Origin of the sequence: uncultured Salinicola sp. (assembly GCF_937921195.1) — a bacterium.
Taxonomy (GTDB): Bacteria; Pseudomonadota; Gammaproteobacteria; order Pseudomonadales; family Halomonadaceae; genus Salinicola.
On the sequence record NZ_CALFQK010000167.1, the window covers coordinates 85572 to 100439 of the forward strand.

Genomic DNA, 14868 nt, shown 5'->3' on the forward strand with positions numbered 1-14868 from the left:
GGGATTTACAAGGAGACTCATGCATGACAGATCACCATCAGGATCCGGAGCAGTTGCGCCACGAGCGCCGCGACGAACGCCGCCATGTGCGGGTCGCCATGCCCTTTCACGTACGTCTGGGCGATGGTCATGTGGTCAAGGGTCATGACCTCTCGCTGGGAGGCTTTTCCGCCGAGACCTCGATGCATTTCGAGCGCGACCGCGAGATTCCCGTCGCGCTGATGCTGGCCGCCAGCGGCATCGAATTCGCGCTTCCCGCCATGGCGCGTCCGCGGCGCGAGATGGGCGAGGGTCGCCGACAGTGCATCGCTTTCGAGTTCACGCGGATGGAGCCCCGCCAGCGCGACATCCTGCGTCGGGTGATTCGCGCCCAGATGAGCGGACGCCACGTCAGCCTCGACGGCCTGGTCGACCCGCAGGATTCCCAGACGCCCCGCAAACGACAGGGCAACGTGGCGACGCCGGCCACCAAGCCGAAGCGCCGCGTCCCCATGTTCCGCTATCTGGCACTGCTGGTCGCCGCCGGCGTGCTGACGGCTGCCGTCGCCGCGACCGTCTATCGCAACGTCTTCCTGATCGAGCCCAGTTTCGCTGCAGTGACTGCGCCGCGCACCGACATCCTCGCCCCCGGCGCGGGCCAGTTGAAGGATCTCGATCTCAAGGCCGGTGACAAGGTCGAACGCGACCAGCCGCTGATCGACGTCAACAACGCGGAGCTGCAGAACGACCTGCTGCTCTCCCAGGCCTCGTTCGACTACAACGAGCGACTGATCGAAAACCTGCAGCAGAGTCTCGACAACGCCGGCAACAGCAAGGTCAGCGTCGCCACCTCGTCCAATCCGTCGGGCGGCGAGCTGGGCTACGAAACCCTGTCACCGGCAATCGCCAGAACCCGTGTCGAACAGTTCGAGACCGCACGCGACTACGAAAGCTCGCGCATCGACGCCTACAAGGCGCGGGTCTCGGCCAACACCATCTACAGCCCGTGTGACTGTGAGGTCGCCTGGGCGCTGAGCGCCGCCGGTGGCACCTACGTCAACGAGGGCGACCGGGTCATGACCCTGGTCAGCACCCACGACAACGACGTCATGGTCGAGGCGCTGGTGCACATGGACGACATCGGCGATATCGAGAATCACCAGCAGGCTTACATCGCCCTGCCCAACGCGTCGGAGCCCATTCCCGCTCGCGTGCGTAGCGTGGCGCTGGACGTCGAGCGCCAACCTCGCGCCGGTTTTCCGGACTGGGTCCGGCAGCAGCAGAACGTGGCCAGCGTGCTGCTGGTGCCGGAGGCGCCGCTACCGGCCAGTGCGGTCGGCACGCCGGTCGACGTGCGCTTCACCGAGGCACCGATGCTCGATACCGCCGCCGAGTGGAGCTATCAGGCCGGCCGGGCAATGTTCCAGGGCGTGCAGTCGCTCTGGGGACGCGCCGCCGACGGCATGACCCAGGGCCTGAAGAGCGCGATGAACTGATCGCATGGCACATCGGTCATGCCACCGCCACCGATCCGACGCGATACCCATCGCAAGGCACCCATCGCCCAAGGAGACGAACATGATCCTGTCCCGACTCGAAGACCTCCAACGCCGCCTGACGAGCCCGTTGAGCGCGGCCATTGTGACCGCCGGCGCGCTGGCGCTGACCTCGCTGCCCGCCCTGGCGGCCAGCGACGATGCGCTCGCCAAACCGCGGGTCGGTGCCTGTTCGTCGCGTTACGCACCGGTGCAGACCCTGACCCTGGATGCAGGGGCCAAGGCCGACCCGAAAACGTGGGTCGCAGATGGCCTGGGCGGCCAGCGTCGCTGGGGCGAGCAGAACCTGCAGGTCCTGGATCGCGCCGACAGCGGGCTGGATTCACCCGCCCTGCGGGTCCACTACCCCGCCGGTACCTCCTCGCCCAGCGATGCCGAAGAGGGCGGGGCCGGTTTCGTGATGCCTGTCCCCGCGCTGCGCCAGGCCGATCGGGCCTGTCTGCGCTATCGGGTTCGCTTCCCATCCGGCTTCGCTTTCGTCAAGGGCGGCAAGCTGCCGGGACTCTACGGGGGCGACGGCCCCACCGGCGGCGACGAGGTCACCGGCAAGAACGGCTTCTCGATGCGCTTCATGTGGCGCAAGCAGGGCCAGGGCGAGCTCTACGAATACATCGTCAACAAGGACGCCGACTACGGCGAATCGGTGGGCCGCGGCCTGTGGCACTTCACACCGGGCCAGTGGGTCACCGTGGAGCAGGAGATCGTGCTGAACGACCCCGATCGCCGGAACGGTGTTGCACGTGTCTGGATCGATGGCCAACCGACACTCGAGCAGCAAGGCATCGTCTATCGCACGACGGATGACGTGCACATCGACGGGCTGATGTTCTCGACCTTCTTCGGCGGCCATGGCAGCGATTGGCGCACGCCAAGGAACCAGACCGTCGATTTCGCCGACTTCACGCTGATGACCCCCAAGGCGTGATCGATCCTTCGACAGGGAGTCGACTTCCATGAACCGGATCTCAACCGCGGGCCGCTTCGGTCTGCGCCACGGCTTCGTCCTGCTACTGGGTCTGGCGGCGATCGGTCCGCCGCCGTCGACGCAGGCGGCCGAGGCGACCCACGACAAACCCGCCCAGCCGAGCCAGACCAGCCAGGCGAGTCGGACGATGAGTTACGCCGAGCGTCAGAAGCTGGATCTGTCGGAATACACGGTCACCGATCCGGAGGCCTCCTATTTCGACGTTCAGGCACGAATGGCGCTGCTGAAGCGCACCGATAACGACCTGCTGCAGTACAACCGGGATCAATTGATGCACGGTCCCAGCTGTCGTCAGGAGCTCTCCAAACCGACGCTGGACAGCGTGATCCGGATTCCCGGCTATTACCCCCAGCCCAAGGCCTGGGAGCTGGCCTCCGAGCCGCTGTTCGACTTCGAGGACACCGTCTCCAATCTGGCCGGGGCCTACGTGGCCTCCAGCGACGACTACTACGCCGACTGCCTGGTCCGGTTTCTGGACAAGTGGGCGACTCACGACGCCTTGAGCCGTTTCTACTATGACCGTCTCGAGCCCCAGGGCTGGTACTCGACGGAGTCGATGATGTTCGCCGCGGCGATGGCCTATTCGATCGTGCGTCCGGTCGTCGCGGACAAGCACCCGGAGGCGATCGAGCGCATCAATCACTGGCTCAACGCGCTGGCCCACAAGCACTCCGCCATTCAAGGCGGGGAGCCGAGCTGCTGCAACAACCACTTCTACCGCCGGGCGCTCTACGCCAGCATGATCGGCGTGCTGACAAACGACGATGAGCTGTTCCAGTTCGGCATCAGCGCGATCTACTCGGCGCTCCACGACCTGACGCCCCGTGGCGCCCTGCCCCACGAGATGGCTCGCGGCCGCCGCGCCAGCCACTACCAGAATTACGCCCTGCTCTATCTGGTCAACATCATGCAGGTGGCCTATCGCCAGGGCTACGACCTGTTCGACTTCGAGTACCGCGGCCACACCCTCGACGACGCGGTCCAGTTTGCCCTGGACACGTTCGACGATCCGGCGGCGCTGGGGAATCTGGCGACCCACGCCCAGTACTACGACTTCCTCGACGACGAGCAGTATCTTGCCTGGATGGAGATCTATCTCAGTCATCGCGATGACGACCGAGTCGCCCACTACGTCAGCCAGAAGCGGCCCGTCGACAACCGCAGCGCCGGCGGCTACGTCACCTTCTATTTCATGGACCCGCAGGCACAGCCCCGCGCACTGCCGGAACCCGAGAGAACGGAACTCGCCGCCTTCGAGCCCGACACCTGACGCCGCCGTCGCTCCCCGACATCCACATTCGAGCTGCGGACTCGACCCATGACCATTCCTGGCCCGCTTCAGGGACGAAGGCCGGACCAGAAGGAGACAAGCAGATGACGATACCGACGCCCGACGCCACGCCTTTCCTTTCCAAGACGCGGCGCCGCTCCGGCAGCCGCTTCATGCTGGGCCTGGCATCGGTGGTGCTGCTGACCGCCTGCGCGAGCCAGCAACCCGCCCAGACCCAACCGATCGCAGCCCAGGACCGTGAGCTGTTCGCGCACCACTACATCGAGTCGATGCCCTCCACCGACTGGAATCGGGTGGAGTACATCCGCAGCCTCGAAACCAGGGGGCAGAGCCTCGAGGCCATCGAACTGCTCGAGCCAATGGCGCGGACGCATCCCGAGGCCAGCTACGAACTGGCCAGAATCTATGACGACGGCGAGGGCGTTCCTCGCGATCCCGCCCTCGCCGCCCAATACTATCGCCGGGCGGTTCCCTATGCGTTCAGCGGCCTCGACAATGCCTCGTTGAAGCTGGGTCGACTCTACCGCACCGGCGACGGCGTCAAGCGCGACCCGGCGCTGGCGTGGAACCTGTTTCAGCAGGCCGTGGATCACGACGGCAACCCCGGCGCGCGCATCGAACTCGCCGAGATGCAGCTCTCCGGCGAGGGGGTGCCGAAGGACATCGACGGGGCCCGCGGGCAGTTGGAGAAGGCCGCGGCGCAGAACGAGCCCCGCGCCCTCCAGACGCTGGCCGAGAACTACGCCCCCGGCGGCGCTTTCGGCAACGATCCGGGCCAGGCCCGCGCCTACGCCGAACGCTACGCCCAGGCGATGACGCCCCGTGCCGAGAGCGGCGATGTCGGCGCGATGCTGGCGCTGTCGCGTCTCTACGCCGAGGACGGCCTGCTCCCCCAACCGACACGCCAGCGGCAGTGGCTGCGCCGGGCCGCCGACAGCGGCGATCCCCAGGCGCTGGCGGCCGCCGGCCACCTGCTGGTGACGCAGCGGGATCCCGCCAGCGGGATGGAGATGCTCCGACGTGCCGCGGAGTCCGGCAATGGGGATGCCGCCTACTGGCTGGGGCAAGCCTACCTCGGCGAGGGTCGGGTCGAGCCCGACCCGGAGCTGGCCGAAAAGTGGCTTTCGGAGGCCGTCGGCCGCGGCCAGCGCGATGCCGCCCGCACCCTGGGCCAGGCCTACCTGACGGGCGATGTGCTGGCGACGGATCCCCAACACGGCATTCGCTTGCTGACACGGGCGGCGCAGCAGGACGACGCCTATGCGCTGGCGCTGCTTGGCAGCGCCTACCTCGACGGCGACAAGGTCCAGGTCCAACCGGCACAGGGCGTCGACTATCTCGAACGCGCCCACGAACTGGGCCACCCCTACGCCACGGCGCGCCTCGGCCAAGCCTATCTCCAAGGAGAGGGCATACCGGCCGATCCGGTGCGCGGCGTCTCGCTACTGACCGAGGCAGCCGACCAGAACCAGAGCGGTGCCGCACGCACCCTGGGGATCGCCTATCTGGACGGGAAAGGACTCCAGCACAATCCGGCCAAGGCCCGGCAGTGGCTGGGCCGGGCCATCGAGCAGGACCCCGACGACACCACCGCCAAGACCCGGCTCGGCCAGGGCATGCTCGAGGGCAAGCTGTCCGGCAACGCCCGGCAAGGTGTCAAGCTGCTCGAGCAGGCCGCCAACCAGGGCGATGCCTACGCGATGGTCGTACTCGGCAGGGCCTATCGCGACGGGGTCGGCGTTCCGCCCGACCTCGGTCACGCGGAACGCTGGCTTCAGCGCGCCGCCCGCGCCGGCCACCCTTCCGCCCAGCAGGCACTGGCGCGTACCTATCGTGCCAGCGGTGAGCAGGGCAATATCGACGACCTGATCCGTGCGGCGCGGATGGGGCAAGTGCCGGCCATGGCGGACCTGGGCCGGGCCTATCTCGGTGGACGGGGCGTGCGAGTCGATTACGCCAGCGCCAGGAAATGGCTGTCACGCGCTGCCGAAGAGGGCCATCCCGGTGCCACCGCCTCCCTCGGTCGCCTGTATGCCGACGGACTGGGCGTCGGCGTCGACAAGGCGCGCGCCGCCGGCTACTTCGAACGCGCGGTCGCCGCCGGCCACGTGGGGGCCGAGGCGGATCTCGGCGAGCTGCTGCTGCGCGGCGACGGCGTAGCGGCCGATCCGCAGCGCGGCGTCAGGCTGTTGGCTCGGGCCGCCAATGCCGGCCACGGCTCCGCCGGCGTGACGCTGGGCGAAGCCTACCTCAACGGCACCGGTGTCGCCGCCGACCCCGCCAGAGGCGTGGGCTACCTGGAGCGAGCGGCACAGCGCGGCGACGACAATGCCCAGCGTCTGCTGGGACAGGCCTATCTCGAGGGCAAAGGCGTCGATCAGGACCCGACGCGGGCCGTCGAGTGGCTGTCTCGCGCGGTCGACAACGGCAACGCCTCCGCCCAGGCTTCACTCGGTACGGCCTATCTGGAGGGGCAAGGTGGCATCGCCCAGGACGTGAATCGCGGCGAACGCCTGCTGACCGCCGCCGCCGAAAGCGGCCATGCCGGCGCCGAAGCGGCCCTTGGCCGAGCCTATCTCAGTGGCGACGTGCTGCCGCGCGATCCACACAAGGGCGCCAAACTGCTGGTCGAGGCCGCACGGCAGGGGCATCGGTCCGCCCGCGTGTCGCTGGCTCAGGCCTACCTCCAGGCGCGAGGCGTGGAGTTCGTCAACCAGCAACAGGCGATGATCTGGCTCGACGGGGTGATGGAGAGCGACAGCGAAACCGCCATCAGGACGCTGCAGGATCTGCTCGAGGATCCGGCTATCGCCGACGCTGCAGGCAAGCCCTCCTAGGGCGCGCAATGTGCCGGTCCGGCATCGACGCCACCCCGACCCACCCCACCCAACGACGAGACCCGCTGCCAGGCAGCGGGTCTCGTCGTTGGGTGCAGCACGCAGCGCGGGCAATCAGTCGAATGGATTGCGCAGCACGATCGTCTCGTTGCGGTCGGGGCCGGTGGAGATGATATCGATCGGGGTCCCCACCTCCTTCTCGAGAAAAGCGATATACGCCCGCGCATTCGCCGGCAGGTCATCGACGCTGCGCGCGCCGATGGTCGACTCGTTCCAGCCCGGCAGATCGTGATAGAGCGGCTCGATCACCTCGTACCCCTCGGAGTCGACGGGATTGTCGATGGTCTCGCCATCCTTGCTGCGATAGCCGACACAGACCCGAATGTTCTCGAGACCGTCGAGGACGTCGAGCTTGGTCAGGCAGATACCCGATACCGAGTTGATCTGCACCGCATGGCGCAGCGCCACGGCGTCGAACCAGCCGCAGCGGCGCGCCCGCCCGGTGGTGGCGCCGAACTCGTGGCCCTTCTCCGCCAGATGCCGGCCGAACTCGTCGAACAGCTCGGTGGGAAACGGACCGGACCCCACCCGGGTCGTATAGGCCTTGGTGATGCCCAGCACGTAGTCGAGATAGAGCGGCCCCACGCCAGAGCCGGTCGCGGTACCGCCGGCGGTCGTGTTGGAGCTGGTGACGTACGGGTAGGTACCGTGATCGATGTCCAGCAGCGAGCCCTGGGCGCCCTCGAACAGAATGTTCTCGCCGGACTTGCGGATGTCATGCACCAACGAAACCGTATCGCAGACCATCGGCCGCAGCTCTTCGGCAAAGGCCATTGCCTGATCCAGCACTTCCTGGAAGTCGACCGCCGGCTCACCGTGATACCGGGTGAGCACGAAGTTATGGTAGTCGAGCACCTCGCCCAGCTTGGAGGCAAAGCGCTCACGGTGCAGCATGTCGCCGAGACGAAGGCCACGTCGCGCGACCTTGTCCTCGTACGCCGGGCCGATGCCGCGACCGGTGGTGCCGATCTTGGCGATCCCGCGGGCCTTTTCGCGCGCCTGGTCGAGGCGGACGTGGTACGGCAGGATCAACGGGCAGGCAGGCGAGAGCCGCAGGCGCTCGCGCACCGGCACGTCCTTGGCCTCCAGCTCCTTGATCTCCTCGATCAGCGCTTCCGGCGACAGCACCACACCGTTGCCGATCACGCAGATCTTGTCGTCGCGCAACACGCCGGAGGGGATCAGGTGCAGTACCGTTTTCTCACCATCGATCACCAGCGTGTGGCCGGCGTTGTGTCCGCCCTGGAACCGCACCACGGCACTGGCAGACTCGGTCAGCAGGTCGACGACCTTGCCCTTGCCCTCATCGCCCCACTGAGTACCCAATACGACTACGTTCTTGCCCATTGCTCTCGTCTCTTGATCAACCCGTCGCGATCCCGTCGTTCGTCGCGATCCATTCGCTGTCACCCGGTCGGCGTCTCGCCGTCATCGGTCAAGCCAGCGGCTCGGTACGCCACTCTCCCTCCTGGAGCACCAAATGGCGATTGCATCGGTGTGCACCCGGACCGGTCCGCTGGTCGGGCAGTGCCTGGATCACGCGCTCTCCCTGTGCCCTCAGGCGATTGATGGCGTCATTCAGCGCCGCATCCTCGCGGTTCGGCGCCCAGATGCCATTGGTTGGCGGCTCGCGCTCGGCCAGGGTCGCCAACTGTTTGAGATCCATGGAAAAACCGGTAGCGGGACGGGCTCGACCGAACGCCTTCCCGGTATCGTCGTAGCGCCCACCCTTGCTCAGCGCCTGACCGTATCCCGGCACGTAGGCGGCAAACACCATCCCGGTGTGATACTGATAGCCACGAAGCTCGGCCAGATCGAAGTAGAAAGATACCTCAGGGTGCTCGGCCACCACACCGCGATGCAACCGCACCAACTGGTCGAGCGCTTCACGCACGGCTTCCGGCGCATCGGCCAGGGCCAACCTGGCGTGCTCGAGAATCTCCGCGCCGCCATGCAGTCTCGGCAGTTCGCTGAGCATGCGCGCCAGCTTGGGATCGGCGACGTTCGCGGCCACCAGTTCGTCGATGACGACGTACGCCTTGCGCTCGATGGCATCGAAGAGCGCCCGCTCGACGTCTTCGCTCCAGCCGATGCCGCGCACCAGCTCGCGATAGATCGCGATGTGGCTCAGCGCCAGGTGCGTCTCCCGCGCGCCCGCCGCCGCGAGGCTGGAGAGCGCCAGCCTCAGCACTTCCACATCGGCGTCCAGGCCGGCGTGCCCGAACAGCTCGACGCCGACCTGCATCGGACTCCGGCCACCCTGGTGCTTGTCCGCCTGAGCGCGCAACACGGTCGTGCAGTAACAGAGCCGGACCGGCCCCTGGCGCTTCAGCGAATGGGCATCCATGCGCGCCACCTGCGGCGTGACATCGGCGCTGGCCCCCATCATCCTGCCGGTCAACTGATCGGTCAGCTTGAACGTCTGCAGATCCAGGTCGGTGCCGGTGCCCGTCAACAGCGAGTCGAGAAACTCGACCGGCGGTGGCATGACGAGGTCGTAGCCCCAGCGGTCGTACAGGTCGAGCAGCGTCCGACGCAACTCCTCCATCCGGGTTGCCTGCGGCGGCAATATTTCATCCATGCCGTCGGGAAGCAACCAGCGGTCAGCGATCGTCATGAGCTTGTCCTGCCAAGCGGTGGTTCGGTGGTGATCGGGTGCCAAGGCGAGCTTGCGCGCTCCCTTGCCCACCCCGTGATAGTCGCGGCCGAAGCGCCATGAGGCGTGGCCACGCGGCGCATCCCAGACTCGCCTGACTCGTCGTGGCCGAGCGTGATGACACGGATACAGCCCGCACAAAAAAGCCGGGCGATACCCGGCTAGGCGATATTACCACGAAACGCCCGCGGAAAAATCCCGCGGGCGTCCGTTTTCCCGCACTATTCGCGGCTGTCGCGGCTCACGGCGCCGAGGTCCCGTCAGGGGTCGGATTTTTCAGGTAACGGAAGAAGTCGCTGTTGTCGGGACTCAACACCAGCAGGTCCTTCCCTTCGCCACTGAAGCTGTCGCGATAGGCCTGCATCGAGCGGTAGAAGGAGAAGAAATCCGGTGCCTGCTGGTAGGCGCTGGCGTAGATCTTGGCCGCCTGGGCATCGCCTTCACCCCGGGTGGTCTCCGCTTCCTGGCGCCCGTTGGCCAGAATTTCCTGACGCTGACGGTCGGCATCGGCACGAATCGCCTCCGCCTGCTGGGAGCCCTCCGCACGATAGGTTCGTGCTGCCTGCTCGCGCTCCGAGTTCATCCGCTCGTAGACGGCCTGGGTCACCTCGGGAGGCAGCTCGATGCGCTTGACGCGAATGTCGAGAATATGGACACCAAGTTCGTCGCGCATGGCCTGATCGAGCTGTTGTACCGGCTCCACCATCAGCTCTTCCCGGGCGCCCTCGACGGTATCGGGTCCCTTGTTCTTGCCCGGCAGCCCCTTGTCCTTACTTTCGGCAGCGATCCGCTCCTGAATGATGGAGGACATTTCGGTCTGACCGAACTTGTTACGCAGCGCCTCGTCGGTTCGCGGCGCGATCAGGTTCTCGGCGACCTGGATGTTGCCCCGCGTCGCTTCGTAGAACTGCTGCGGATCGGCGATCTTCCACTTCACGAAGGAGTCGACGATGACCGCCTTGGAGTCCGCGGTCAGATAGCGGGTCGCGCTGGAGTCCACCGTCTGCACTCGCACATCGAAGATGCGAACCGTGTTGAAGACCGGCAGCTTGAAATGCAGACCGGGGCCAATTTCGTTTTCGATCACTTCGCCGAAACGCAGCTTGATGGCGCGTTCGGTCTCGTTGACGACGTAGAAGCTGGCGCTGGCGAACCATGCCAGCAACGCCAGGACGATGACGCCAATCAGGGCGCGGTTATTAAACATTAGCGACCCTCCCGCAGGCTGGAACTACGCGTCGGCTGCTGCGAGCCACTGTTCATGTGATCGACTACCTGACGTGATATCTGTTCGAGCTGTTGCATGCTCATCGACGAGGAATCGCTCTTGCCACCGGCATTGCCGCCCGCCTGCATCTGGTTGAGCGGCAGTACCGTCACGGCATTGCTGTCGCCCAGGTCGACGAGCGCCTTCGGCGTATTGCTCAGCACCTTGCTGATGGTTTCCAGATAGAGGCGTTGCCGGGTCACGTCCGGTGCCTGGCGATATTCGCCCAGCAGCGAGTTGAAGCGATTGGTCTGGCCCGTGGCATCCGACACGATGGCCGCCTTGTAGCCGTTGGCCTCCTCGACCAGACGCTGCCTCTGCCCCTTGGCCTCGAGCACCACGGCCTGGCTGTATGCGTTGGCCTGGTTGATGGAGCGCTGGCGCTCCTCGCGGGCACGGATGACGTCGTCGAAGGCGTTCTGGACCTGATCCGGCGGCGCCGTCGACTCGACGTTGACCGTCTGCAGGCGCAGGCCAGTTCCGTAGGCGTCCATGTAGGCGGTCAGACGGTCGAAGATACGCTGCCCCAGCCGATCACGGCCGGTGGTCAGGATCTCCTGCAGATGCATGTTGCCCACTTCCTGGCGCAGGGCCGAGTCCATTGCGTTCTGCAGCGTCATTTCCGGTTCGTTGACGTTGACCAGGAAGGCATGCGCATCGCTCACCACGTACTGGGTCGACACGCTGACGCGAACGATATTTTCATCGCTGGTCAGCATCGAGTCCGTCTGGGTGGCGGAACGGATGCTGGTCACGTTGACGTTGTCCACCCGATCGATGATCGGCGGATTCCAGTGCAGGCCGGGATTCAAGGTGTCGGTGTACTTGCCGAGGCGGAACACCACGCCGCGCTCGGACTGGTCGATCAGGTGGAAACCCGAACCGGCCCAGATCACGACCGCGACGATCAGCACCAGGATCGGCAGCACGAACGGGTTGCGCTTGCCGCCACCGCCGGAACCCTCGCCACCGCCGGAACCGGAGCGCTTGCCGCGCCCGCCCAGCAGCCGATTGATCTTGTCCTGAAATTTCTTCAGCGCCTCATCGAGGTCCGGCGGCCCCTGATTGCCACCACCGTTGTTGCCACCATTACCACTCGGGCGCCGGCCCCCTCCGCCGCCCCAGGGGTCCTGCTGGTTATTGCCACCACCAGGCTCATTCCAAGCCATACCTAGTCTCCAATGATGCAGTCAAAGCGTTGCGTCAGGCCAAAGCATTACGCATGGCATCGGGAGCGTGAGCCGCCGTGGCGTTGCACTCGCGTGCAAAGGGCTTGTTCGAACTGACATCGAACCCTCGTTACCCTGCATCGTTCGGGCCCGACTCTCGGACCACGAAGCTCCCCTGCGTCGTTTTTCTCACCTCAAACCCGTTCCCAATCGGCAACCGGTGTCTTTTCCGAGGTGGGTAGATAATCGTCGGCGCGTTCGCCCAAGCGAGCCATCATCTGCATAAACTCCCGCCGGGGCAAGCGAATCTCCAGATTCGAACGCCCTTGTTCGTCGAACGCTTCGTCTTGCACCGCCTGCAATTCGTGCAGCGCCGCCCGTAGTCGACCCTGCTCGGGTGTCAGCGTCAAGCGGATATCCAGGATATCCTCGGCCAGCCACTCGCCGAGTGCCTCGCGCAGCAGCTCGAGCCCCTCGCCATCGCGCGCGGAGAGCCAGACGACTTGAGGGAATCCATGCTCGTCGCGCTCGATGCGCGGCGATGTCCCCAACAGGTCGATCTTGTTCATCACCAGCAGTCGGGGCACTTCGTCGGCGTCGATCTCCGCCAGCACGCTGTCGACCTGGGCGACATTGAGTTCGCGGTCGGGGTCGGCGGCATCGATCACATGCACGATCAGGCTAGCCTCGGTGGCCTCCTGCAGCGTGGCCTGGAACGCCTCGACCAGCTTGTGGGGCAGGTGTCGAATGAACCCCACCGTATCCGCCAGCACCACATCGCCGACGTCCGGCACGTCGAGCCGCCGCAGGGTCGGGTCGAGAGTCGCGAACAGCTGATCGGCGGCATACACCTCGGACGCCGTGATCGCATTGAACAGGGTCGATTTGCCAGCGTTGGTGTAACCCACCAGCGATACGCTGGGGACCTCTGCCCGCGCCCTGGCCCGACGGTTCTGGTCGCGCTGCTTGCGCACCTTCTCCAGCCGCCGGTGGATCGACTTGATCCGTCCACGCAGCAGGCGGCGGTCGGTCTCCAGCTGGGTTTCACCCGGGCCACGCAGACCGATACCGCCTTTCTGGCGCTCGAGGTGCGTCCAGCCTCTCACCAGTCGCGTGGACATGTATTCGAGCTGGGCCAGTTCGACCTGGAGCTTGCCTTCATGGGTTCGCGCGCGTTGCGCGAAGATATCGAGGATCAGGCCCGTTCTGTCGAGCACGCGACACTTGAGCGCACGCTCGAGGTTACGCTCCTGGGAGGGAGACAGGGCATGATTGAAAATGACCAGTTCGGCATGATGGGCCTCGAGCGCGGCCTTGACCTCGTCGAGTTTGCCACTGCCGATGAAGGAACGAGGATCGGGACGGCGTCGACTGCCCTGAATCAGGGTAGCCGACTCCGCCCCGGCGGAGCGCACCAGTTCCAGGAGTTCACCCGGATCTTCGCGCTCCTGCTCGTCCTGAAAGTCCACATGGACCAGAATCGCCGTTTCGCCGGCGTCGGGACGTTCGAAAAACAATCACAACCTCTCGATTAGCTATCGAGTCCGGGCGCTGCGTTGGGATCCTGCGGCGGCAACCGGACGTTACGGGACGGCACGACCGTCGAAATGGCATGCTTGTAGACCATCTGACTGACGGTGTTGCGCAGCAGGATGACGAACTGATCGAACGACTCGATCTGTCCCTGCAGCTTGATGCCGTTCACCAGAAAAATGGAAACCGGGATGCGCTCCTTGCGCAGAATGTTCAGGTACGGATCCTGAAGGGACTGTCCTTTGGACATGTTGCTCTCCCTAATACTGTTATGAGTAGTGCTGTTTTAGTTGGGCGGCGATTCGTTCTGACTCGGCATCACACCGGCGGCATCGCTTGCCGCGAGTATAGGTCTCGACGAAGCCCGCCATTTTACGCTAACTGCCGTGCTCACGCACGATTTTCGCAATCCGCTCGTCCACGTTCGATCCGCAGCTGTCGACCCAGTGCAGATCGGGCCAGCGCCGCAACCAGGTCAGCTGACGCTTGGCCAGTTGACGCGTGGCGGCGACGCCACGCTCACGCAGCGTGTCGAGACCGTAGGCACCTTCGAGATGCTCCCAAGCCTGCCTGTAGCCGACGCTGCGCATCGATGGCAGATCCGCGTGAAGATCGCCTCGCTGTTTCAATGTAGCCACTTCCGAGACAAATCCACCAGCCAGCATGGCATCGAAACGCCCAGCGATGCGTTCGTGCAGCACGCTGCGCTCGGCAGGCGCGAGAGCTATGGACAACAGCCGCCAGGGAAAGTTTTCACGCTGCTGGCGCCGCCAGTGCTCGGAGAGCGTCACCCCACTCAGCCGGAACACTTCCAGCGCCCGGATCAGGCGTTGCCGGTTGCGCGGGTGAATCGCCTCGGCGGCCTGCGGGTCCACCTGGGCGAGCTCCGCGTGCAGGGCCTCGTACCCTTCGCGCTCGCCGCGCTGGCGCAGCTGCTCGCGCAGTGTCGGATCGGCTTCCGGCATGGTCGCGACCCCGTCGATGAGACGCTTGGCGTACATCATCGTCCCACCCACCAGCAGCGGCATTTTGCCGCAGGCGCTGATTTTCTCCATCTCGGCCAGCGCGTCGCGGCGGAAATCGGCTGCGGTATAGATCTCTGACGGGGCGCGAATGTCGATCAGACGATGCGGCGCCCGGGCCAGCTCGGCCGACGACGGCTTGGCCGTGCCGATGTCCATGCCCCGGTAGACCATGGCGGAATCGACGCTGATCAGTTCGGCCCCCAGCCGTTCGTGCAGTGCGATGGCGCTGTCCGTCTTGCCCGCGGCGGTGGGACCGAGCAACAGAATCGCCAGCGGTCGGTCGTCTCGGCGCGAACCCGCTGGCACAGAAAAATCGGAACTGGCGGCGTCCACGCGGTCACTGCCCCCGGAGAAACAGCTTGTCGAGCTGTGCCATCGACATCTCGGTCCAGGTGGGACGGCCGTGATTGCACTGCCCGCTGCGCTCGGTTCGCTCCATGTCCCGCAGCAGCGCGTTCATCTCCGGCAGCGTCAGCAGCCGGTTGGCGCGCACGCTGCCGTGGCAGGCCA

At 65.6% G+C, this 14868-nt stretch carries 11 protein-coding genes; 4 read left to right on the forward strand and 7 right to left on the reverse strand.

From position 1 onward, the window contains the following. Positions 1 to 23: 23 nt before the first annotated feature. The 4 genes from Q0602_RS19355 to Q0602_RS19370 all read left to right on the forward strand — a co-directional run bounded on the left by Q0602_RS19355 (position 24) and on the right by Q0602_RS19370 (position 6648). Complete coding sequence (locus Q0602_RS19355; protein ID WP_298846932.1) at positions 24 to 1475, forward strand: HlyD family efflux transporter periplasmic adaptor subunit; 1452 nt, start codon at positions 24 to 26, stop codon at positions 1473 to 1475. A gap of 82 nt (positions 1476 to 1557) precedes the next feature. Beyond that, positions 1558 to 2460: a polysaccharide lyase gene (locus tag Q0602_RS19360; RefSeq protein WP_298846935.1), complete on the forward strand. Its 903-nt coding sequence runs from the start codon at positions 1558 to 1560 to the stop codon at positions 2458 to 2460. A gap of 28 nt (positions 2461 to 2488) precedes the next feature. Then, positions 2489 to 3790: an alginate lyase family protein gene (locus Q0602_RS19365; RefSeq protein ID WP_298846938.1), complete on the forward strand. Its 1302-nt coding sequence runs from the start codon at positions 2489 to 2491 to the stop codon at positions 3788 to 3790. Positions 3791 to 3894: 104 nt separating this feature from the next. Further along, positions 3895 to 6648, forward strand: a complete 2754-nt coding sequence (locus Q0602_RS19370; RefSeq protein WP_298846941.1) for an SEL1-like repeat protein — start codon at positions 3895 to 3897, stop codon at positions 6646 to 6648. A 114-nt stretch (positions 6649 to 6762) separates the two neighbouring features. Here the strand turns inward: Q0602_RS19370 and Q0602_RS19375 are convergent, their stop codons facing one another. The 7 genes from Q0602_RS19375 to miaA all read right to left on the reverse strand — a co-directional run bounded on the left by Q0602_RS19375 (position 6763) and on the right by miaA (position 14619). Continuing rightward, the gene (locus Q0602_RS19375) at positions 6763 to 8055 is read right to left on the reverse strand and encodes an adenylosuccinate synthase (RefSeq protein ID WP_295038819.1); all 1293 of its coding nucleotides are present in this window, start codon (positions 8053 to 8055) and stop codon (positions 6763 to 6765) included. Positions 8056 to 8143: 88 nt separating this feature from the next. Further along, the gene (locus tag Q0602_RS19380; RefSeq protein WP_298846945.1) at positions 8144 to 9325 is read right to left on the reverse strand and encodes an ATP phosphoribosyltransferase regulatory subunit; all 1182 of its coding nucleotides are present in this window, start codon (positions 9323 to 9325) and stop codon (positions 8144 to 8146) included. Between the two features lie 280 nt (positions 9326 to 9605). Further along, positions 9606 to 10571 (reverse strand): protease modulator HflC, encoded by a 966-nt coding sequence (hflC, locus tag Q0602_RS19385; RefSeq protein ID WP_298846948.1) that lies wholly within the window; start codon positions 10569 to 10571, stop codon positions 9606 to 9608. After that, on the reverse strand, positions 10571 to 11800 hold the full coding sequence (gene hflK / locus Q0602_RS19390) for an FtsH protease activity modulator HflK (RefSeq protein WP_295035728.1): 1230 nt from the start codon (positions 11798 to 11800) through the stop codon (positions 10571 to 10573). Before hflK ends, hflC begins: the two co-directional genes overlap by 1 nt. A 194-nt stretch (positions 11801 to 11994) precedes the next feature. After that, on the reverse strand, positions 11995 to 13317 hold the full coding sequence (gene hflX, locus Q0602_RS19395; RefSeq protein ID WP_295035722.1) for a ribosome rescue GTPase HflX: 1323 nt from the start codon (positions 13315 to 13317) through the stop codon (positions 11995 to 11997). Between the two features lie 14 nt (positions 13318 to 13331). Continuing rightward, entirely contained in the window at positions 13332 to 13583 is a 252-nt protein-coding gene (gene hfq / locus Q0602_RS19400) for an RNA chaperone Hfq (RefSeq protein WP_110600638.1), read from the reverse strand. A gap of 127 nt (positions 13584 to 13710) precedes the next feature. Then, positions 13711 to 14619: a tRNA (adenosine(37)-N6)-dimethylallyltransferase MiaA gene (miaA, locus tag Q0602_RS19405; RefSeq protein ID WP_298846959.1), complete on the reverse strand. Its 909-nt coding sequence runs from the start codon at positions 14617 to 14619 to the stop codon at positions 13711 to 13713. Positions 14620 to 14868: the final 249 nt, after the last annotated feature.